A 20,172-nucleotide genomic window follows, 5' to 3' on the forward strand; every position below is an offset into this window, starting at 1 on the left:
CCGGTCTTCCCGATATACTTATGGATATGTACACCATTCGTTTTATAGGAGGAATAAAAATGATTATTGGAATTCCAAAAGAAATCAAGAACAATGAAAACCGAGTGGCCATCACTCCTGCTGGGGTCGACGCTTTTGTAAGAGCTGGACATCAAGTCATCATCGAAACTGGTGCTGGACTGGGAAGCAGCTTTACAGACGAAGATTACACTGCAACTGGCGCAAAAATAGTCGGCACAGCACAGGAAGCCTGGGCTGCTGAAATGGTCATGAAAGTAAAAGAACCTGTTTCTGCTGAATACCAATATTTCCGTGAAGACCTGTTATTGTTCACCTACCTGCACCTTGCAGCTGAACCTGCATTGACTCAGGCATTAGTGGACAACAAAGTAACTGCGGTTGCTTATGAGACGGTTTCGGTTAACCGCACGCTTCCGTTATTGACGCCAATGAGTGAAGTTGCTGGCAGAATGGCTGCACAAGTCGGCGCTCAATTCCTTGAAAAAATCTACGGCGGCAAAGGCATCCTATTGTCCGGAGTACCAGGCGTACAACGCGGCAAAGTGACAATCATCGGCGGAGGAGTTGCAGGAACAAATGCAGCGAAAATGGCGATCGGCCTCGGAGCTCAAGTTACGATCATCGATTTGAGCCCGGAACGCCTTCGCCAATTGGATGATATTTTTGGAACTGATGTAACGACATTGATTTCCAACCCATTCAATATCGCAGAAGCAGTCAGAGAATCAGATTTGGTCATTGGCGCCGTATTGATCCCAGGATCAAAAGCACCTAAATTGGTGTCGGAAGAAATGGTTCAATCCATGAATCCAGGTTCTGTTATCGTCGATATCGCCATCGATCAAGGCGGAATTTTCGAAACTACAGACCGCATCAGCACGCATGACGATCCAACTTATGTAAAACACGAAGTGGTCCATTATGCAGTTGCCAATATGCCTGGAGCTGTGCCACGCACATCGACAATCGCATTGACGAATGTCACTGTCGGCTATGCACTACAAATGGCCAACAAAGGCGTTCTACAAGCAGTTGCTCAGAACCCGGCACTGAAGCTTGGCGTCAATACGGCAAATGGCCTCGTTACGTATGAAGCGGTTGCCAAAGACCTTGGTTTCAGCTTTGTATCTGTTGACGATGCTCTTGCTAAACCGGCATCACTTGTCTAAAAAAACCCGAAAAGATAGTCTTCCACTGCCTGTTGGCAGCGGCAGGGCTGTCTTTTTTTTTTGCACCATTAACTCAAGCCATATCCCCCTTCTTTCCTGTACATCCGATATGAGTTGTTTTATATTTAGGACAGGTGATAAAAATGAAAGCAAAACTTTACGCAAACAATGAGCAATACGTTTCCGGCATGACGTTGAAAGATGTTGCAGAACCCGAAAGCAATAATATGGCGCTGCATACCTGCGAAAATCAACAGACGGTTTTGGCGAACCGGGAAAAACTGGCCCACTTCCTGGAGGTTCCACTTGCTGATTTTATTTGTACACAGCAGACGCACAGCGCCAATTTCCGTCGCGTGTCACTGGCTGACAAAGGCCGCGGAGCATATGATGCGGATGATGCCTTTTGCGATACCGATGCTTTGTATACCTTTGATGCCGGGGCAGTTTTGTGCAGCTTCGCAGCTGACTGTGTTCCGGTTATTATCCATGACCGAAAAACCGGTCTGATCGGTGTTGTCCATTCCGGATGGCAGGGTACCATCAAAGAAATCACACCCAAACTGCTTCAGCAGCTGATTGAACTTGAGCAATGCGACCCGGCTGATTTGGACATCCAGATTGGTGCTGCCATCAGCCAACAGCAATTCGAAGTCGATCAGGACGTCTATTCCAAGTTCAATGCCCTCGGCTATGCCAGCGAATTTATGTATTTCAATAACGCCACAAAGAAATATCATATCGACAATCAATCCACAGTAAAAAGACAATGTGAGCTGGCAGGAGTCCCTTCTGGACAGATCCGCGTTGACAAAAATTGCACGTTTTCAAGTCCGGATGGCTTCTCTTACCGACAGGACAAAAAAAGTGGCAGGCATTTGATATTTGCAATGAAAAAATGATTTTTGCAGTAACGGGAAATTTCGTGTAAGAAATTGTGGGAAAACATGCCATTCATTCCCTCTAATACCCAGCTCCATTGCACATCTTTTTAAAAGCCTTGCTGTTGTTGATTATTATCAGTAATCCTTACACGATAAAAAAAGTCGATTCTTTAAACCGGCAAGGTTTAAGGAATCGACTTTTTTGTTTAGTTTATGAACTTGCAAGAAATTCACCGTTTTGAGAAACACTACTTTATAACCTTTTAAAGCTTTTATAAATAGTGATAATAGAACTATTTCAATTAGTTATTGCCTTCTTGAAGATTAAGCCCTTTTGAAGCGGCTGTTGTCTTCTGTGATTCTTCCTGTCCTTCAATTCGCTTGATGTCCCAGCGGATCAACAGCGAAATTAGGAAAGCGATGGAAGCAAGAACAATGAAGACATAGAACACTGGAACATAGCTGTCAGTCCGCTCGCGGATCTGCGAAACGATAGCCGGCCCAATGATGCCGCCTAATGACCAGGTCGTCAATAAATAGCCGTGGATTGCGCCCAATTGTTTGGTGCCAAACAGGTCGCCGATAAATGCTGGCAGATTGGAGAACCCTCCGCCGTAGCAGCTGACAATGACCAAAATCAAAGCTTGGAACACTAATACATTGGTGATGTTCGGAAGCATAGTGAACGCTGCGATTTCCAGTACAAAGAAAATCGTGAAGATGGTTGGGCGTCCGATGTAATCGGAAAGTGCAGCCCACCCAAGTCTGCCTCCACCATTAAAGATTCCCATGATGCCGACTAAAGTAGCAGCACCGGCTGCTGAAAGCCCCATCATCTCCTGGGACATTGGTGAAGCAACAGAAATGATCATGATACCGGCACTGACATTAATCAGCATCATTGACCAAAGCATCCAGAAACGGCGTGTTTTCACGGCTTCTCTGGCAGACAACTGCGCTAGATCTTTTTTCATCACTTTTTTACCGGAATCGATAGCCTGCTGCATGCCAGCTGGCATCCAGTCTTTCGGTGGCGGTGCAATGTATGAAGCACCAAGCAAAATCAGGATAAAGTAGCTGATTCCCAGCATGTAGAATGTCGAGCTGACGCCAAATGATTCAATCAGGTTAGCTGCAACCGGTGCAGTGATAAGTGCACCTGCTCCAAAGCCCATGACCGCCATTCCGGTAGCCAGTCCTCTACGGTCCGGGAACCATTTGACCAAAGTCGAAATAGGTGCAATATAACCTACCCCTAAGCCAAGTCCACTTAAGAAACCGTATGTAAGAAGAAACAAGATAAGTGAATCGATTTGGATGGCGAACCCTGCACCGGCTTGTCCAAAACCGAATAGGAATGCGGCAACAATTGCTGACTTTCGGGGTCCGTTCTTTTCGACAAATCCTCCAAAGAACGCGGCCGAGATACCGCCGAGCGCCATCATGATTGTGAAGGCATAGGTAATTTCTCTAGGTTCCCAGCCCATTTCACTGCTGATCGGCGTGGTATAGACACTATAGGCATAAGCCGCACCGATTGATAATTGGATGGCGATTGCTGCCAGAGCGATCAGCCACCTGTTTTTTGTTTTTTTCATCGAATATCCTCCTTTTGCATAAAAATCCACCTCATTGTTTCAGAAGCGATTCTTCAGAGAATACATGCTTATTCGAAATAAAACAAATACTTTTTAAAAAATAAAAATTTCAACTGCACAATATTTTGTTCAAAAACCCAGCAAGGAGTAAGAAAAATCCGCATGAAAAAAATTTCCCGAAAAAAATAAACCTGAAATTTTTTCTTTTTTCTGTTCCCGTCGATTCCAGTAGCTTGCTGATTTTCCCGGAATTTCAATATTCCTCTCCTTCAACCATTGATTCTACTGCTTTAATCGCAATAATCGCAATCACAGACATTTAAGACAGCATTTTCCTAGGAATGCGTTAAGGTAAATAAATAGCACAGAATAGTCACAATTGCACCAAGCTGTCGCTTTCGCCGTTTCGCAGTTGCCGCAAAAATTGAAAATGTAAACGCTTTACTGCTTGCATACGCAGAACTTGAACGTCTGACGATTCGGTCCGAACGAAAGCTTGAATACATTAAAAGGGGAGATTTATATGACAACAACTAAAGGTTTAGAAGGTGTAGTAGCAACCCAGTCCGCCATCAGCTCGATTATTGATGACACACTTACATACGTCGGCTACGATATTGATGACCTGGCTGTCAATGCCAGCTTTGAAGAAGTAATCTACTTGCTGTGGCACCAGCGCCTGCCGAAGGCAGACGAATTGGCGGAACTCAAACAGCAATTGGCAGACAACATGGCCGTTCCCCAAGCTGTGCTGGACCATTTCAAGACATACGACATCAAGCATGTCCACCCGATGGCAGCGCTTCGCACGGCTGTTTCCATGCTTGGCTTGTTCGACGAAGAAGCTGAAGTGATGGAGCCGGAAGCCAACTACCGCAAAGCCATCAAGATCCAGGCAAAAATCTCGACATTGGTGACAGCGTTCGGCCGCATCCGCAACGGACAAGAGCCGATTGCACCAAAATCGGACTTGAGCTTTGCTGCCAACTTCCTGTACATGCTGTCTGGCGAATTGCCGGAAGCCATCGAAGAAGAAGCATTCAACAAAGCCTTGGTGCTTCACGCAGACCACGAATTGAACGCATCGACGTTCACGGCACGTGTTGCGGTGGCAACGTTATCTGATATCTATTCGGGCGTTACAGCAGCTATCGGCGCCTTGAAAGGCCCGCTTCATGGCGGTGCCAACGAGCAGGTTATGAAGATGCTTACGGAAATCGGCTCTGTCGACAACGTGGAAAAAGTCATCACCGACAAATTGGCCAACAAAGAAAAAATCATGGGCTTCGGCCACCGCGTCTATCGCAAGGGCGACCCGCGCGCGAAACATTTGCGTGACATGTCCCAAAAATTGACGAAGATCCGCGGCGAAGAAAAATGGTATGACATGTCCGTGAAGATCGACGAAATCGTCACTGGCCAGAAAAACCTTCCGCCGAATGTGGATTTCTACTCAGCATCGGTTTACCATAGCCTGAACATCGAACACGATTTGTTCACGCCGATCTTTGCAGTATCCCGCACATCCGGCTGGCTGGCTCATATTCTTGAGCAGTACTCGGACAACCGCCTGATCCGCCCGCGCGCAGACTACATCGGGCCTGGCATGCAGACTTATGTGCCGGTTGAAGAAAGATAGGCAAAAGCGAGGCGCATATTCCGTCTTTATGGAATACCCGCAATCGACTTTTCAACATAAAAAGCCACACGAAAAAAGGCGTTTCCTGAACATACAGGAAACGCCTTTTTTCTATTGTAAGGCAGATTGTTCATCCGCCGATATAGGACATGCCAATTTTGTTGCGGTTTTTCGCGGTCAATTCGGTCCGTTCATCCGAATAGCGGTCATCCCGCCGCTCCCAGACAGCTGAAATTCTTTCCAGTAATTCTTCATCGCTCAAGCCGCTGCGGACTAGTTCGCGGATGTCAAAATGACCGGTTGCAAACAGGCAGGTATAAAATTTCCCGTCAGACGACAGGCGGGCACGTGTACAGGAGGAACAGAAGGATTCCGAGACGGATGTGATAAACCCGACTTGGGCATCCCCTTTCTCAAAGCGGTAGCGCTTCGCTACCTCCCCGTAATAATCTTTGTCGACAGGCTCCAGCTTGTAGACTGTCTGCAGCTTTTCAAGAATCTGCTTTTTGGTCACCACTTTTTTAAAGCTCCAGCCATTGTCGTTCCCGACATCCATGAACTCAATAAAGCGCAAAGTCATGCCCCGTTCTTTGAAATAAGCCGTCATCGGCAGTATTTCCTGTTCGTTGACATCTTTTTGGACGACCATATTGACTTTGATTTCAAAGCCGATTTGCTGGGCAAATTCGATTTGTTTCAGAATATGCGACGGGTCGACACCTCGCCCGTTCAACTTGCCGAACAGCTCAGGATCGAGTGCATCCAGACTGATGTTCAGTCGGCGAAGCCCCGCGTCATAGAGCGCCTGTGCCTGATTGCCAAGGAGCAGGCCGTTTGTCGTCAAGCCGATGTCCTCCACCCCTTCAACAGAAAGGATTTTTTCAACCAACTCAGGCAAACCTCTTCGCATCAGCGGTTCTCCGCCTGTCAGACGGATTTTCTTGACCCCCATCGCCGCAAAAACTTTTGTCAGGCGATGGATTTCTTCAAATGACAATAATTCCTGCTTCGGCAAAAATATATAATCGTCGCCAAACACCTCTTTTGGCATGCAGTATGAACAACGGAAATTGCAGCGGTCGGTGACAGAAATCCGCAAATCCCGTATCGGGCGCTGAAATTGGTCCTGTACTGGTTTTATGGCCATTACGCCACCCCCTTTTTAGTCATCGGGCTGATTTAAATTTCGGAAAACAAGTGGGTCTTCATGGAGTTGGGAAGAATCGATCCACTCGGTCGTAACTTTATCCATGAATTTCATGACACGCAATTGCCCCGCTGCCAAATCCTTGTGCAGCTCTTCTTTCACACGGAAGTTCCAAATACTGAATAACGGCATTTTTTCAGTTGCATTCCGAACAGCCGTTATATCGGATAAATCATCTGCCAGCTCCAACAGCTTATTGGCTTCAGCAGGACCAATAAACGGCATATCGCAGGGCAACACCATGTAGTTCTCAGCGGGCCTGGCTGTCATCCCTGACAGAATACCTGCTAACGGACCTTGCCCTGCAACCCATTCGAGATCGGTAATGACATCGCATTCAGGTGAAAAGCGCGTCATCAACTCTGGTCTGGAAATAATCACTACATGATTGCAGACCTGGTCCAAAGCTCTATATGCACGTTCGTAAAACAGTTCCCCTTCAATTTCTGCAAAGGCTTTTGGTGAACCGAAACGCCGCGACATACCTCCTGCCAAAAGGATGCCAACCATGTTGGTCATCCGCCGCTGACCGGTGGAATAAACGCCACAACATCGCCAGCTTCCAGTACATCTGTCGGCAGCGCGTATTCTTCATTGACAGCCAAACGGGCTGCACCCGACAGAAAATCCGGATATTTCTCTGTAGCCCACTGCCATAATTCTTCCACTGTCCGTCCGGCCATATCGACTTGTTCTTCCGAAACGCCGGTCTGTTCTCTGAGCCCCGCAAAATAATGCAATGAGATCATTCCAATCCCCCTTCCGGTTTTTTCTTTTGGTCGCCGATCCATTCTTCTCCATCTTCCCAAATCTCTTTTTTCCAGATGGGCACGATTTCTTTGATCCGTTCTATAGCATATTCATTTGCTTCATAAGCTGTTCTCCGGTGTGGCGATGAAACCGCAATGACGACTGCAATATCGCTGATTTGCAGCTCCCCGATCCGATGAGCGATCGCCACTTTCGTACCTGCCCAGCGCTGTTCGATTTCCTCACCGATCTGTGCCAGTTTTTTTTCAGCCATCGGTACATAGGCTTCATAAGACAAATAAAGCGTCCGAACCCCTTTTGTCCATTCCCGGACATGTCCGGTAAACAAGGTTACAGCCCCCGCTTCCGGCCGCAGCACCAAATCTGCGTACAGTTGGGGATCGATTGCTTTGTTCACTATTTCAAATGCCTTCATTGTTGTCACCATCCATCCATTTAGTAAACCAGCTATAGAGTTGCTTGCTGTCATTCTGCAGAATTACCGGGATATTGTCCAGTTTCAGCATCCCCGGTGCGATCACCAGCGCTATATGTTCCAGTTTTTGAAGCTCCAGCAAGTCTTCCACTGACCGCAGCAAAACGATTTTTTCATAATCGGCTTCTTTAAAGCCTTCTACTAAAATCAACTCCGGATCCCCCAGAGAAGCAAGGGCAACCAGTTCATCCAGTGTCGCTTTTTCTTTTCGCTGATGCCATTGCACAACTCCCCCGCCGTAAGCAATCGAGCTGGCTGCGCCTTTTTCGAATAAACGCATGCTGTCGGTTTCAACTGCCGGCATCTCCAAAGCTCCCCCGTGGCCATGATGTTTGATGGTGGAGACGGTTTTGCCTTTCTGGTTTGCCTGCTTGAGCAGTTCCAGCATCAATGTCGTTTTGCCGCTGTTTTTAAAACCGACCACTTGCAATACCTTTACAAGCGCCATTTGCCGGCCCCTTCTTCCATACCCAAAAGCAGCACATCGACAGCATCGCCTAAACAGAAGCCACGTGTACCTCCCGGCAGCACAATCAATGCATTGCCCCGTGCAATAGATGATACAGCATTCGACTTATTGAATCCGGCCGGCGACACTGTTTCTCCATCATAGGAAGCGCGGATAAATCGTGTAAACGGATTGGCTTTGGTGAAATCCTCCCCCAATACCGCTTTTGTATGCGGCAGATAAAGCTTGCCGGCACCCATCATTTTGAGGAGCGCGGGGCGGACAAACAATTCAAACCCGGTAAAGCAGGCAGATGGATTTCCGGATAAACCAAATAAATAACGGCCGTTCGCAACCGCCACTGTCGTGACACTACCCGGACGCATGGCGACTTTATTGAACAACACCTCAGCGCCCAGCCGTTCATAGATCGCCGGCAGAAAATCAAAATCTCCGACGGACACGCCGCCTGTGGTGATCAGGCAATCGGTTTCTTCCGCTGCTTTTTTGACTACTTTAAAGCTTTCATCCAACTGATCGATGGACATGCCATACATTTTGCAGCGAAAACCCATGCGCCTTAATTGTGCGACGATCATTGGTCCATTGCTGTTGCGGATTTTCCCCGGCACCAACTCGTCCCCAACTGCCAATAATTCAGTTCCGGTTGAAAGGATGCCGACAACCGGCTGTTTCGCCACCAATACATGCGAATAGCCGAAAGTCGCCAGCAGCGCAATCGTTCCCGGGTTGATGAAGCTGCCGCTGTCGATGACTGCTTCACCATTCCGGACATCCTCTCCCTGCAAGGAAACGTTTTCCAATTGTTCAAACGGTTTGCGGATAGTGATGGCTTCTGTTGTTTCGACCGTTTGCTCGAACATCACCACGGCATCTGCTCCTTCCGGAAGCTGTGCCCCGGTCATGATGCGGATCGCTTCATTGGATTCAAGCCTTTTGGCGGACACTTCCCCCGCTCCGATATGGTCGATTACGTTGAATGCGATTCGATTTTCACCCGACGCTCCAGCAGAATCTACAGAACGAATGGCATAGCCATCATAGGGCGAACGGTTAAAAGGCGGCACATCGCTTGACGCGACAATCGGTTCAGCCAGGATGCGGCCGTAACTTTCTTCCAGTTCCACCTTTTCAATTCCGAGCGTCAAAGCATATTTCATTATCCGTTCGACCGCTTCTGAAACAGGAATAGGATTGCGTTTTTCAACCAATGTTCTTCAGCTCCTCAAAGTTGTTTTGCTTTTTTTGTTTGATAGATCGGCGTGTTTCTATATGTATTTTAATTCAGTCTAAATTATGCACTTTCAGCCTTACCTTTCCTGGTTCTCGTATTAAACTTATACAAAGCCTTGGATGCTGTCAAACAGACCTTTTGGAAGAAAAGAAAAAACAACCTTGAAATCTATTGATTTCAAGGTTGTTTCAGAAAACGCATCCAACGATGCAATCGATTTAGTCGCTGGCAACTTCTGCATTGGCCGGCACTGCAACTTTCGCATTTTGCGCACGGATCCGCCGGATATCAAAACGAATGACCATCGAAATGACAAGCGCGACCACAAACAGCCCGGCGAAGAACAACAGACTGCCTTCGTAACTGCCTGTTTTATCCTTCATAAATGCTGCGAACAGTGGGCCGGCTAGCCCCGCCGCTGCCCAGGCTGTCAGAATATAGCCATGGATGGCGCCAAGCTGCTTCGTGCCGAAAATATCTGCGATATATGCTGGAATCGACGCAAATCCGCCGCCGTAGCAAGTATAAATAATGGCTAGCATAATCTGGAAGAAAATCGCGTTGGTGGTGAATGGCAATAAAGCGAATAATGCAATTTGAATGACGAAAAATGCGGTATACGTATTAGGTCGCCCGATATAATCGGAAATCGTTGCCCAACCGAGGCGGCCAAGGCCGTTGAATATTCCAAGGACCCCTACTAATGCAGCGGCCTGAACCGTCGTCATACCGATGCTGTCGATAGCCATCGGTTTTGCAGCCGACAAAATGGCGATTCCGCAAGTTACATTGATAAACAGCATAACCCACAGGTAATAAAAGCGTTTTGTCTTCACAGCTTCATTGGCGGTAAGCTGAGACAAATCAATTTTCCGTTCGGCCTTGCCGCTGTTGACTTTTTCTTCAAAGCCAGCCGGTGACCAGCCTTCTTCGGGTTTTTCCAGATAAAGAGAAGACAGCAGCATGATGATGAAATAAGCTGCACCTAAAATATAAAAGGTCTGCTCCAATCCAACAGACGTGATGAGCACTTCCATGATAGGACTGCTGATGGCTGCTGCAAAGCCAAAGCCCATGATGGCCAAACCGGTAGCCAAGCCACGGCGGTCAGGGAACCATTTCACCAACGTCGAAACCGGTGCAATATAGCCGATCCCGAGTCCGATGCCGCCGAGCGCCCCGTAAAAAACGTAAAGCATCGGCAACGAGGAAGCGCTTACAGCAAATCCTGATCCAATAATACCTGTTCCAAAGAAAATAGCAGCTACAAGCCCAGCCTTTCTCGGCCCATACTTTTCAACAAAACTGCCGAAAAAGGCAGCTGATAATCCCAGAAACAAAATCGCGATGCTGAACGTTAATTGTACTTGGCTGGTGGACCAACCAAATTGTTCGATTAATGGATTCGTAAAATTACTCCAGGCATATACCGAACCGATCGAAATATGTATCCCCACTGCAGATAACGCGATCAACCATCTGTTTTTCGGCTTTTTTTTCATTTTTCTTACCCTCCTGATGAAATTGATAAAAAATATATAAAATGATTTTCAAAAAGCTAAATCATTAATTTTTATTTTCGTGAGGTTGATTGCCTGGAGGAGGAATTTTCAGGACAACTGAAAGCAGTTGGACCGCTTGGTTTTTTTGGCCACAGCAGGCAAAAATCATTGGAATTTGCCCATCTCAATTGACTAAATAATAAGACGATTAGAATCATAGCACCCTTATCTTTTTTTGTCACCAAGTTTTATTTTTTTGTTTGCACAGCATTTTTTTCGGTGACGATCCGCTCGGGGTGTGTATAAAGATTAAACGAGCCGCCACGTATAAAGCCGACTGCTGTGATTCCCAGATCGTCAGCCAGTGTCAATGCCAGTTCCGTCGGAGCGGATTTTGACAGCACAATCTCGCAGCCAATCTTCGCCACTTTCAGCAAAATCTCGGAAGAAATCCGGCCGCTGAAGACGATGACTTTGTCGCGAACATCAATCCTGTTCATCAGGCAATAGCCGTATATTTTGTCCAGAGCATTATGCCGGCCGATGTCCATCCGTGAAACGATGATGCCATCTGCATCACAAAGAGCCGCATTGTGGACGCCGCCTGTCTGCTTGAACATTTCCGCCGAGTCCGCCATGTCCGCCATCAGCTGAAAGCAATTTTCGGGAGTCAGCGTCACCCGTACCCCCGTCATTTTTTTGGCAATCATGGCATCGTGCGCAAAGATAAACCCCTGGCGGCTCATACCGCAGCAGGAACTGATAAAACGCTTGTTCTGCAGCTGCTCAAAAAACGGGTAGACTTTTTCAGCGGTGATGTGGACCGTACCGGTTTTTTCATCCACACGGATTTCCTGGATGTCCTTGTAGTTTGGAATGATCCGTTCAGAAACCAGAAATCCGATGGCCATTTCTTCCATCCGCTCGGGTGAACAGACGATGGTGATGAATTCCTTGCCATTGATTTTAATGGTTGCCGGCTGTTCGACGACAACGCGGTCTTCCTTTTCGATAAATTCTCCTTTTTCATAACGTATGATTTTCCGTATTTTATCTTGCTGCATCAGGCTTGCCTCCCGCTTGGCTATTTTGATCGATCGGCCGGTCGAAAAGGAACACGGACACGGCGATATCATCTTCGACTTTGATGTCCGAGAACAGATGGACAAATTTTGCGCCGACCAGTTCCTCCATTCCTTCCGGTGCAGCTGATGCATAGACACTCTGGATCATCCGTGTACGTGCAGTATGGACCATTTCCCTGCCTTCGGCTGTTCTGGCAATAAATTGTTCCGACGGGCTCAAGTTTCCGTACAAAGTCGCGATGGCCATATCGTTGACAAAGACGGTTTGGATACGTTCCGGCCCTTTGCCGAATAGGTTTTTGCGCAGCTTGCGAATGATGTCGTTAAACTCATGGATCTGTCTGGACATATGGTTTTTCTCCTCTTTTGGACTGAATATTTTTTGGTTTTCGTTGAGCCACTGGTATTCCGCCAAGTATTGGAAGCCGTATGTGGAATAGAATTTTTTTGATTTTAATTTAAAATTTCCTAATTCTGTTGTATATCACATTTTTACTGTTTATAATAATAGCATACGTTGGTCTTGCCGTACGTTGTTGCGGCAGCGCTTTCACTCTACCCTATAACGGTTGGATTGGTCATTTAACACGTCCTGTTAAAATACTATTCCACTATGAAACGGATACACTTGTCAAGGTGTGTTCTTCATAGTGGATTTTTTTATCCCCTTTTTACAGACTCTGAAAGCAAGCGTTCCTCAATGGCCAGAGCATCATTGAGTGAAGTTTCTCTTTAACCCACAAAGGAGGTTTTAGCATGCCCATTAACATTAACGGTCTACCCATCGAATTCGAACAAGGAAAAACCATATTGCAGGTGATCAACGAACAAAAGATTTTGCATCCACAAATCTGTTATATGCCCGAAGTGGATCCGATTGAAACCTGTGACACATGTATCGTTGAAGTTGACGGCAAACTTGTCCGTGCCTGTTCAACCCCCGCTGCAGCCGGCATGGAGGTCCAGCTGGCCTCGCCGCGCGCGAAAGAAGCACAGACCGAAGCGATGGACCGGATTCTCGAAAACCATCTGCTTTACTGCACGGTCTGCGACAATAACAACGGCAACTGCAAAATCCACAACACGGTTGACATGATGGAAGTCGAACACCAAAAATATCCATTTGAGCCGAAATGTTCGGTCGATGAAGTTGATTTGACCAACCCTTTTTATCGCTACGATCCGAATCAGTGCATCGCCTGCGGCCAATGTGTAGAGGTTTGCCAGAACCTGCAGGTCAATGAAACTTTGACCATGGACTGGTCGCGTGACCGCCCAATCGTCCTTTGGGATGGCGGCGCAAAAATCAACGACTCTTCCTGCGTCAGCTGCGGCCAATGCGTAACAGCATGTCCATGCAACGCCTTGATGGAAACTTCGATGCTTGGAGAAGCAGGCTTTATGACCGCCATTCCAGAAAAAATCCTTTCACCGATGATCGATTTGATAAAAGATGTTGAACCGGGTTATAGCGGCATCATGGCCGTATCGGATGCCGAAGCGAAAATGCGTGAGACACGCACGAAAAAAACCAAAACGGTTTGTACATTCTGCGGCGTCGGCTGTTCATTTGAAATTTGGACAAAAGACCGTGAGATCCTGAAAATCCAACCGGTATCGGAAGCACCTGCCAACGCGATTTCCACATGTGTCAAAGGCAAATTCGGCTGGGATTTCGTCAATAGCGAAGAACGCATCACCACTCCCCTCATCCGTAAAAACGGCGAGTTTGTAGAAGCCAGCTGGGAAGAAGCGCTTGACCTTGTTGCATCGAAATTCAAAACAATCAAAGAACAGAACGGCAAAGATTCCATCGGCGTCATTTCTTCATCGAAAATCACCAATGAAGATAATTACGTCATCCAGAAACTGAGCCGCCAAGTATTTGAAACGAATAACGTCGACAACTGTTCACGCTATTGCCAATCTCCTGCAACCGACGGCCTTTTCCGTACTGTCGGCATGGGCGGAGATGCCGGAACCATCAAAGACATTGCCAGTGCCGGACTTGTCATTATCGTCGGCGCCAATCCTGCAGAAGGCCATCCAGTTTTAGCGACACGCGTAAAACGTGCCCATAAACTGCACGGACAAAAGTTGATTGTTGCAGACATGCGCAAAAACGAAATGGCCGAACGCTCGGATATCTTCATTACACCGAAGCAAGGAACTGACCAAGTATGGCTGATGGCTGTTACGAAATACATGATCGACCAGGGCTGGCACGACCAGCAGTTTATCGATGACAATGTAAATTACTTCAACGACTTTAAAGAAGTGTTGGATCAGTACACATTGGAATACGCAGAGCAGCAAAGCGGCGTGTCCAAAGAAACCTTGATCCAGACTGCTGAAATGATCCGTGACGCCGACGGTACTTGTATCCTTTGGGGCATGGGCGTTACACAAAACACCGGCGGTTCAGATACGTCTGCTGCGATTTCCAACCTTTTGCTTGCAACAGGCAACTACCGCCGTCCAGGTGCCGGTGCTTACCCGCTTCGCGGCCACAACAACGTTCAAGGTGCCTGCGATATGGGCTCTTTGCCAGGTTGGCTGCCAGGCTACCAGCACATTACAGATGATGCTGCCCGCCAGAAATTTGAACAGGCTTACGGCGTGAAAATCGACGACAAGCCAGGCATGGACAATATCCAAATGCTGCAGGCTGTTGAAGAAGGCATCATGAAAGCGATGTATGTTGTTGGTGAAGATATGGCGTTGGTTGATTCAAACGCCAACCATGTAGATGAAGTGTTATCAAAACTCGACTTTTTCGTAGTCCAGGACATTTTCTTCTCCCGCACTGCACAGTATGCGGATGTTATTTTACCAGCGGCACCATCGCTGGAAAAAGACGGCACTTTCACCAACACTGAACGCCGCGTCCAGCGCCTTTACAAAGCACTTCCGGAACTCGGCCAGTCAAAAGCAGACTGGTGGATCGTCCAGGAAATCGCTAACCGGCTTGGTGCAGACTGGAACTACAGCCACCCAAGCGAAATTTTCGCTGAAATGGCAAGTTTGTCTCCACTGTTTGCCAAAGCGGATTACGCTTCGATGGAAGGCTGGAACAGTTTCCTATGGGGCAGCCTGGAAGGAGAAAGCACACCGCTTCTCTATGTCGATGGCTTTAATTTCCCGGATAAAAAAGCACGTTTCGCCCTATCCGATTGGGTTGAACCGGTAGTCTTCCCTGCCGAATACGATCTTCATATCAATAATGGCCGCCTGTTGGAGCATTTCCACGAAGGAAATATGACCGATAAATCCAAAGGCATCATCTCCAAACTGCCAGAGACGTTTGTTGAAGTCTCTCCGCAGCTAGCAAAAGAACGCGGACTGGAAGATGGATCGACTGTCCGACTTGTCTCCCCTTACGGCGCGTTGAAATTACCGGTTATTGTAACGGGTCGAGTAAAAGGCAATGAATTGTTCCTGCCCATGAACTCGACGAAAAAAGAAACGGCCATCAATTTCCTGACAGGTCCGGCCGTCGACGAGCGTACCAATACACCAGCATACAAGCAGACGAAGGTTCGCATGGAAGTGTTGAAAGATCACGTCAAGCGCCCGCTGCCAAAATCAAATCCGCGGGACAAAAAACGCACGCCGGTATCCGGCATCGAAGTAGAACGCAAATGGGCACGTGAAGGCTATGTGCATTTGACAGATCAACGATAGAAAGGTGATGTCCTATGGCAAGTCCAATAACGCAGATCAAGAGGAAAGAATGGACGGCAGAAGAAATCCGCCAGCAAAAGCTCTATGAATTGGAGACGCTGATTGCCGAACAAAACGAGGCCCTCAATAAACTATTGGCCATCACGGGTGATCTGGACGATGCGGGAGTTCTGGACGCTGTCCTTGCGATGGTCAAAGCGAAAGAAGGCATTGCGGAAGTGGTGATGGGGCAAGCGACCCGTGAACCGGTGACCAATCTCATCAATAACATGTTGAGTGCAGCAGGTGCATTAACAGCAATTGATCCAGAATCGACGGGCAAGCTGGCATCGAGTGTAGTCAATGGGTTGAAAGAAGCGGAAGCACAAAATCAAAATGGCAAGAAACTCGGTGTGTTCCAGATGGTAAAGGCATTCAGAGATCCTGATATTAACCGCACCATCAAGTTTGGCCTCAATTTCCTGAAAGGCATGGGGAAAGGGCTGGATCGATAGGATTTTCAGCAAGCGTCTATGCTTTCATATAAACAGCCGCGGCTTTTTCATAGCCGTGGCTGTTTTTTGTTTTAAAACAGTGACATCCTTTTATAGCCGATTCGGCCGCTTTGGGCATGGCTCGCGCACTGAACCGGAAAGAACACCCGTTTACCGCTCCGCCCAGCTCGTGGACGCGCCGGCGCTGGTTAAATGGAATATAATGGAATTTTTATGCTGGTTGTGATTTCACTTTTTCAGGTTTTTTTAGGCTGGTGTTTTATCCCTGCTGTATGGAGAAGCATAAGATTACGTGGAATCTTCATGGTTTAAAAAGGTGATTTCTCAGCAATCGCTGGGAGCTTCTATTATATAGAAGGAACTCCAATAGATTCGAGCAGAATGTTGTGGTCGCATGCAGCATCAGAAAAGCTTGCAAAGTCAGTTTTCACGCATTCTAATTCTTTAACTTTAATTTTTCTTCTATATAAGAGATGTGCCTGCTCAATCCATACTTCATTTGATTTTATTGATCTTCTTTAAAGGGTCTCGACCATAAGAAAATTCTCGGATATAGAACCTTCCCTGTCCATTAACATCCCTGCTCTTCTCACTGGTGAACTGTTGTAAAACAGCTAGCTGAAATACAGTCCAGTCTTTATCGCGAATTATCTGCTTTTATCAAGAAATAATCGGTTTTATCCATTTTTCAAGACATCCCCCTCTATCTGTTATATATTAATTAACAAGAAAACAAACTGTATTAATACAGCTTGTTAAATAAATTCTTCAAATCAGAAAGGGATGGATGACATGGTCAAAAACAAACTTCAACAAATCGAGGAACTAAAAGCAAGCTGGACAGAGGACAGCCGCTGGAATGGCATTGAACGGATGTATACAGCTGAGGAAGTTGTAAAACTTCGTGGCTCTGTACAAATTGAACATACATTAGCGAGAAAAGGCGCTGAAAGATTATTCAAATCGATTCATGAAGAAGATTTTGTGAATGCACTAGGTGCACTAACTGGTAACCAGGCAGTTCAACAAGTTAAAGCAGGCTTAAAGGCAATTTACTTGAGCGGCTGGCAGGTTGCTGCAGATGCTAACTCTGCAGGCCAAATGTACCCTGACCAAAGTTTGTACCCGGTCAATTCGGTCCCTGATGTTGTTAAGAAAATTAACCAGGCACTTCAACGTGCTGATCAGATCGACGGAGTTGAAGGCACAGAAGGCTTTGACTGGTTCGCGCCAATCGTAGCCGATGCTGAAGCTGGCTTTGGCGGACCGCTGAATGTCTACGAACTGATGAAAGCAATGATCGAAGCAGGCGCTTCTGGTGTCCACTTTGAAGATCAGCTAGCTTCAGAGAAAAAATGCGGACATTTAGGCGGCAAAGTATTGCTTCCAACTCAAAACGCTATAAGAAATCTGGTTTCTGCCCGATTGGCATCTGATGTCCTTGGCGTACCGACCATCATCATCGCTCGTACGGATGCAGATGCAGCTGATTTGATCACAAGCGACATCGATCCACGCGACCACGCCTTCATTACAGGCGAACGCACACCAGAAGGCTTCTACCGTACGAACGCAGGCATCGACCAAGCCATTGCACGCGGCCTGGCATACGCACCTTATGCAGATCTTGTTTGGTGTGAAACTTCTCACCCGAACCTGGAAGAAGCTCAGCAATTCGCTGATGCGATCCATGCAGAATTCCCAGGCAAATTGCTTGCCTACAACTGTTCGCCTTCATTCAACTGGAAAGCGAAACTTGATGAAGAAACAATCGCGAAATACCAGGTTGAACTTGGCAAGATGGGCTACAAGTTCCAGTTCGTTACTTTGGCTGGATTCCACTCATTGAACCACAGCATGTTCGAACTTGCTCACGATTACAAAGACAACGGCATGGCGGCATACTCGAAGCTGCAGCAAGCTGAATTCGCTAACGAATCGAAAGGCTACACAGCTACGCGCCACCAGCGTGAAGTTGGTACAAGCTACTTTGATGAGATTTCACAGATCGTTTCAGGCGGCACAAGCTCAACGACCGCAATGAAAGGCTCTACTGAAACAGCTCAATTCACATCAAATAAATAAACAATTGCCATCTTTTGATTAGCGTCCATCCATCGACACGGCATTCAAAAAACTAAACTATTGGAGGAGATCCTTATGAAAACGACACAAACTTACGAGACACGCACGAAGAAAGAATGCCGCGAGTGCGGATGCGAAATCAAGGAGCAGCACCAGTCAATCATCTACGAATGTGAGCGCTGCATGTGCAATCAAGACGAATAGAAAAAACAAAAACCCACTCGAAAAATCGAGTGGGTTTTTGTTTGCCTTTTTTAATTTTTGCCAACCTTCAAGATCAGGAAGTTCGGACTTTTCATCAAATGATCGTATTGTTCGGATGCAAGTTCTTTGAATACTGCAGTCGGCTTTGGCTCTGTCACGTGTTCAATTGCAAAATGAACCAGCAGGGTGTTGAGAATTTCATTTAAAGGCCGACGGTAAAAGGGCACTTGATAGGTCTTCCCGCCTTTATTCCATTGGTCGACAATCAGCTCAGCCGAAAAATAATGGGCTTCGTCCAGCAGCTGCAGATCTGTCAGCGGATGATGGATCGACAGCAGAAAGTTGCCGCCCGGCTTTAAGACCCGGCTAAACTCGGCAAAAACTGCCTGCCAGTCTTTCAGGTAATGCAGGGTCAGCGAGCTGACAATAAAATCAAAGCTTTGGTCCCCAAATGGCAATGGTTCTTCCAGATCCAAACACAGCACTTCGGCATCTTCGCCCAGCAGCTTTTTGGTGGAACTGACCATTTCAGGGCTCATATCAACGCTTGTGACCTTTGCTCCTCTGTCAGCTAATTGCTCGGAATACCAACCGGCCGAGCAGCCTGCATCTAGCACCCGCAACCCTGACAAATCAGCCGCAACATGCTGCATCATTGCTGGCCTTTCGTATTGCGTATTGTAGAGATTATTCGCATCCCCCATCTTTTCATAGACTCCTGCCAATTCATTGAATGTTTCCAGCACTTGTTTCTTCATCTTTCACCTCGTGATCTATCGAATTTTTCACACGCTTGCTGTTTGTCGATTTTATACAGCACATGCGTTTTCAGCGGACTGCCATCTTCCAAGTTTGGATGCTCAAACTCGCCTATTTTTGTCATCCCGATTCGCTTCATGACTTTCTCGGACGGCCGATTGACTGCCGAAGTGAACGAATAGACCTCGATCATCCCTAAAGATCCAAATGCATACTCAAAACAAGCAATCGCCCCTTCGACCGCATAGCCCTTCTTCCAGAAGCATTTATCCAGCCGCCAGCCAACTTCTGCAGCCCCTTGTCCTTCTATAGCCATCGCTATTTCCAACAGACCGATAAAGCCAATAAACGTCCCGTCCTCTTTTCGGTCCACTGCCCACATTGTATAAGCTTTATCAACCATATGCGTTTCAAAGCGATCGATTAATCGATCGGCTTCTCTCTTCGCCAAAGGCTTCGGAAAATACTGCATCACGTCGGGATCTGCCGACATGGCCGCAAACGGATTCCGGTCCCGTTCTTCCCAGCGCCTGAAACCCAAACGCTCAGATTCAAAAAGATAGCTTATCTCCATCAGCTGCCTTCCTCCTCGTATAGTATTGTTCTTTTTCTGCTGTTTCCATTTTACCAGAAACCGCCATTTCCGAAAGCTGTCCACTTAATTGTCACTTTCACCCCCCTTATTTATTGAAAAATTTCATCAATATCAAAATTCCCAAAAATAAAGATTGCAATATGCATTATTTTTTTGCATTATTATATGTAGGGATAATTATTAATGCAAAAATATTTTGCGGTAAAGTTTTTTGAAATTGTAAATTGTCAATTCAAGTCGAACGCGGCAAGAAACTCATGAATACCTCAAAGGGCGTGTTGTAATTCAATACTTTCA

Annotated in this window: 19 protein-coding genes; 7 read left to right on the forward strand and 12 right to left on the reverse strand. The window is 46.9% G+C overall.

Annotation, left to right across the window (positions count from 1 at the left end):
• Positions 1-59 precede the first annotated feature (59 nt).
• On the forward strand, positions 60-1,190 hold the full coding sequence (ald, locus tag J7I83_RS16780) for an alanine dehydrogenase (protein WP_215102618.1): 1,131 nt from the start codon (positions 60-62) through the stop codon (positions 1,188-1,190).
• Positions 1,191-1,333: 143 nt separating this feature from the next.
• The gene (pgeF, locus tag J7I83_RS16785; protein ID WP_215102620.1) at positions 1,334-2,092 is read left to right on the forward strand and encodes a peptidoglycan editing factor PgeF; all 759 of its coding nucleotides are present in this window, start codon (positions 1,334-1,336) and stop codon (positions 2,090-2,092) included.
• Between the two features lie 284 nt (positions 2,093-2,376).
• On the opposite strand, the gene J7I83_RS16790 is transcribed toward pgeF, so the two are convergent.
• Positions 2,377-3,672 (reverse strand): L-lactate MFS transporter, encoded by a 1,296-nt coding sequence (locus tag J7I83_RS16790; protein ID WP_215102622.1) that lies wholly within the window; start codon positions 3,670-3,672, stop codon positions 2,377-2,379.
• 523 nt (positions 3,673-4,195) lie between these two features.
• Here J7I83_RS16790 and citZ point away from each other — a divergent pair.
• Positions 4,196-5,311, forward strand: coding sequence for a citrate synthase (gene citZ / locus J7I83_RS16795; protein WP_215102624.1), 1,116 nt, complete (start codon positions 4,196-4,198; stop codon positions 5,309-5,311).
• 130 nt (positions 5,312-5,441) lie between these two features.
• Here the strand turns inward: citZ and moaA are convergent, their stop codons facing one another.
• The 9 genes from moaA to J7I83_RS16840 all read right to left on the reverse strand — a co-directional run bounded on the left by moaA (position 5,442) and on the right by J7I83_RS16840 (position 12,403).
• Positions 5,442-6,458: a GTP 3',8-cyclase MoaA gene (moaA, locus tag J7I83_RS16800; protein ID WP_215102626.1), complete on the reverse strand. Its 1,017-nt coding sequence runs from the start codon at positions 6,456-6,458 to the stop codon at positions 5,442-5,444.
• Positions 6,459-6,473: 15 nt separating this feature from the next.
• On the reverse strand, positions 6,474-7,028 hold the full coding sequence (mobA, locus tag J7I83_RS16805; protein WP_251047704.1) for a molybdenum cofactor guanylyltransferase: 555 nt from the start codon (positions 7,026-7,028) through the stop codon (positions 6,474-6,476).
• A gap of 5 nt (positions 7,029-7,033) precedes the next feature.
• Positions 7,034-7,267, reverse strand: coding sequence for a molybdopterin converting factor subunit 1 (moaD, locus tag J7I83_RS16810; RefSeq protein ID WP_215102630.1), 234 nt, complete (start codon positions 7,265-7,267; stop codon positions 7,034-7,036).
• Complete coding sequence (locus J7I83_RS16815; protein ID WP_215102632.1) at positions 7,264-7,704, reverse strand: molybdenum cofactor biosynthesis protein MoaE; 441 nt, start codon at positions 7,702-7,704, stop codon at positions 7,264-7,266. The genes moaD and J7I83_RS16815 overlap by 4 nt, the downstream gene beginning before the upstream one ends.
• Entirely contained in the window at positions 7,691-8,212 is a 522-nt protein-coding gene (gene mobB, locus J7I83_RS16820; RefSeq protein ID WP_215102633.1) for a molybdopterin-guanine dinucleotide biosynthesis protein B, read from the reverse strand. Before mobB ends, J7I83_RS16815 begins: the two co-directional genes overlap by 14 nt.
• Positions 8,200-9,444: a molybdopterin molybdotransferase MoeA gene (locus tag J7I83_RS16825; protein ID WP_215102635.1), complete on the reverse strand. Its 1,245-nt coding sequence runs from the start codon at positions 9,442-9,444 to the stop codon at positions 8,200-8,202. The genes mobB and J7I83_RS16825 overlap by 13 nt, the downstream gene beginning before the upstream one ends.
• A gap of 241 nt (positions 9,445-9,685) precedes the next feature.
• Positions 9,686-10,969 (reverse strand): L-lactate MFS transporter, encoded by a 1,284-nt coding sequence (locus tag J7I83_RS16830; RefSeq protein WP_215102637.1) that lies wholly within the window; start codon positions 10,967-10,969, stop codon positions 9,686-9,688.
• Between the two features lie 248 nt (positions 10,970-11,217).
• Positions 11,218-12,033, reverse strand: a complete 816-nt coding sequence (fdhD, locus tag J7I83_RS16835) for a formate dehydrogenase accessory sulfurtransferase FdhD (RefSeq protein WP_215102639.1) — start codon at positions 12,031-12,033, stop codon at positions 11,218-11,220.
• On the reverse strand, positions 12,020-12,403 hold the full coding sequence (locus J7I83_RS16840) for a Na-translocating system protein MpsC family protein (RefSeq protein WP_215102641.1): 384 nt from the start codon (positions 12,401-12,403) through the stop codon (positions 12,020-12,022). Before J7I83_RS16840 ends, fdhD begins: the two co-directional genes overlap by 14 nt.
• A 407-nt stretch (positions 12,404-12,810) precedes the next feature.
• Between J7I83_RS16840 and fdhF the strand changes: the two genes are divergently transcribed.
• The 4 genes from fdhF (at position 12,811) to J7I83_RS16860 (ending at position 18,521) form a co-directional block, all read left to right on the forward strand.
• Entirely contained in the window at positions 12,811-15,738 is a 2,928-nt protein-coding gene (fdhF, locus tag J7I83_RS16845; RefSeq protein WP_215102643.1) for a formate dehydrogenase subunit alpha, read from the forward strand.
• Between the two features lie 14 nt (positions 15,739-15,752).
• A complete protein-coding gene (locus J7I83_RS16850) occupies positions 15,753-16,232 on the forward strand; it encodes a helical membrane plugin domain-containing protein (protein ID WP_215102644.1) in 480 nt (159 codons plus the stop codon).
• 792 nt (positions 16,233-17,024) lie between these two features.
• Positions 17,025-18,317, forward strand: a complete 1,293-nt coding sequence (gene aceA / locus J7I83_RS16855; RefSeq protein WP_215102645.1) for an isocitrate lyase — start codon at positions 17,025-17,027, stop codon at positions 18,315-18,317.
• 75 nt (positions 18,318-18,392) lie between these two features.
• The gene (locus J7I83_RS16860) at positions 18,393-18,521 is read left to right on the forward strand and encodes a YhfH family protein (RefSeq protein ID WP_215102646.1); all 129 of its coding nucleotides are present in this window, start codon (positions 18,393-18,395) and stop codon (positions 18,519-18,521) included.
• A gap of 50 nt (positions 18,522-18,571) precedes the next feature.
• Here the strand turns inward: J7I83_RS16860 and J7I83_RS16865 are convergent, their stop codons facing one another.
• Together J7I83_RS16865 and J7I83_RS16870 are read right to left on the reverse strand one after the other, a co-directional pair.
• A complete protein-coding gene (locus J7I83_RS16865) occupies positions 18,572-19,279 on the reverse strand; it encodes a class I SAM-dependent methyltransferase (RefSeq protein WP_215102647.1) in 708 nt (235 codons plus the stop codon).
• Positions 19,276-19,854 carry a GNAT family N-acetyltransferase gene (locus J7I83_RS16870; protein ID WP_215102648.1) on the reverse strand — a complete coding sequence of 193 codons (579 nt, stop codon included), beginning with the start codon at positions 19,852-19,854 and terminating at the stop codon, positions 19,276-19,278. The genes J7I83_RS16865 and J7I83_RS16870 overlap by 4 nt, the downstream gene beginning before the upstream one ends.
• Positions 19,855-20,172: the final 318 nt, after the last annotated feature.

This window comes from Planococcus sp. ISL-110 (genome assembly GCF_018613575.1).
In the GTDB taxonomy this organism is placed as follows: Bacteria; Bacillota; Bacilli; order Bacillales_A; family Planococcaceae; genus Planococcus.

Coding starts and splice junctions, on each gene's coding strand:
- J7I83_RS16830 (WP_215102637.1), bottom strand. CDS start 10,969: ATGAAAAAAAAGCCGAAAAACAGATGGTTGATCGCGTTATCTGCAGTG.
- J7I83_RS16840 (WP_215102641.1), bottom strand. CDS start 12,403: ATGTCCAGACAGATCCATGAGTTTAACGACATCATTCGCAAGCTGCGC.
- J7I83_RS16865 (WP_215102647.1), bottom strand. CDS start 19,279: ATGAAGAAACAAGTGCTGGAAACATTCAATGAATTGGCAGGAGTCTAT.
- mobA (WP_251047704.1), bottom strand. CDS start 7,028: ATGGTTGGCATCCTTTTGGCAGGAGGTATGTCGCGGCGTTTCGGTTCA.
- J7I83_RS16815 (WP_215102632.1), bottom strand. CDS start 7,704: ATGAAGGCATTTGAAATAGTGAACAAAGCAATCGATCCCCAACTGTAC.
- moaD (WP_215102630.1), bottom strand. CDS start 7,267: ATGATCTCATTGCATTATTTTGCGGGGCTCAGAGAACAGACCGGCGTT.
- ald (WP_215102618.1), top strand. CDS start 60: ATGATTATTGGAATTCCAAAAGAAATCAAGAACAATGAAAACCGAGTG.
- pgeF (WP_215102620.1), top strand. CDS start 1,334: ATGAAAGCAAAACTTTACGCAAACAATGAGCAATACGTTTCCGGCATG.
- moaA (WP_215102626.1), bottom strand. CDS start 6,458: ATGGCCATAAAACCAGTACAGGACCAATTTCAGCGCCCGATACGGGAT.
- fdhD (WP_215102639.1), bottom strand. CDS start 12,033: ATGCAGCAAGATAAAATACGGAAAATCATACGTTATGAAAAAGGAGAA.
- fdhF (WP_215102643.1), top strand. CDS start 12,811: ATGCCCATTAACATTAACGGTCTACCCATCGAATTCGAACAAGGAAAA.
- aceA (WP_215102645.1), top strand. CDS start 17,025: ATGGTCAAAAACAAACTTCAACAAATCGAGGAACTAAAAGCAAGCTGG.
- citZ (WP_215102624.1), top strand. CDS start 4,196: ATGACAACAACTAAAGGTTTAGAAGGTGTAGTAGCAACCCAGTCCGCC.
- J7I83_RS16790 (WP_215102622.1), bottom strand. CDS start 3,672: ATGAAAAAAACAAAAAACAGGTGGCTGATCGCTCTGGCAGCAATCGCC.
- J7I83_RS16860 (WP_215102646.1), top strand. CDS start 18,393: ATGAAAACGACACAAACTTACGAGACACGCACGAAGAAAGAATGCCGC.
- mobB (WP_215102633.1), bottom strand. CDS start 8,212: ATGGCGCTTGTAAAGGTATTGCAAGTGGTCGGTTTTAAAAACAGCGGC.
- J7I83_RS16850 (WP_215102644.1), top strand. CDS start 15,753: ATGGCAAGTCCAATAACGCAGATCAAGAGGAAAGAATGGACGGCAGAA.
- J7I83_RS16870 (WP_215102648.1), bottom strand. CDS start 19,854: ATGGAGATAAGCTATCTTTTTGAATCTGAGCGTTTGGGTTTCAGGCGC.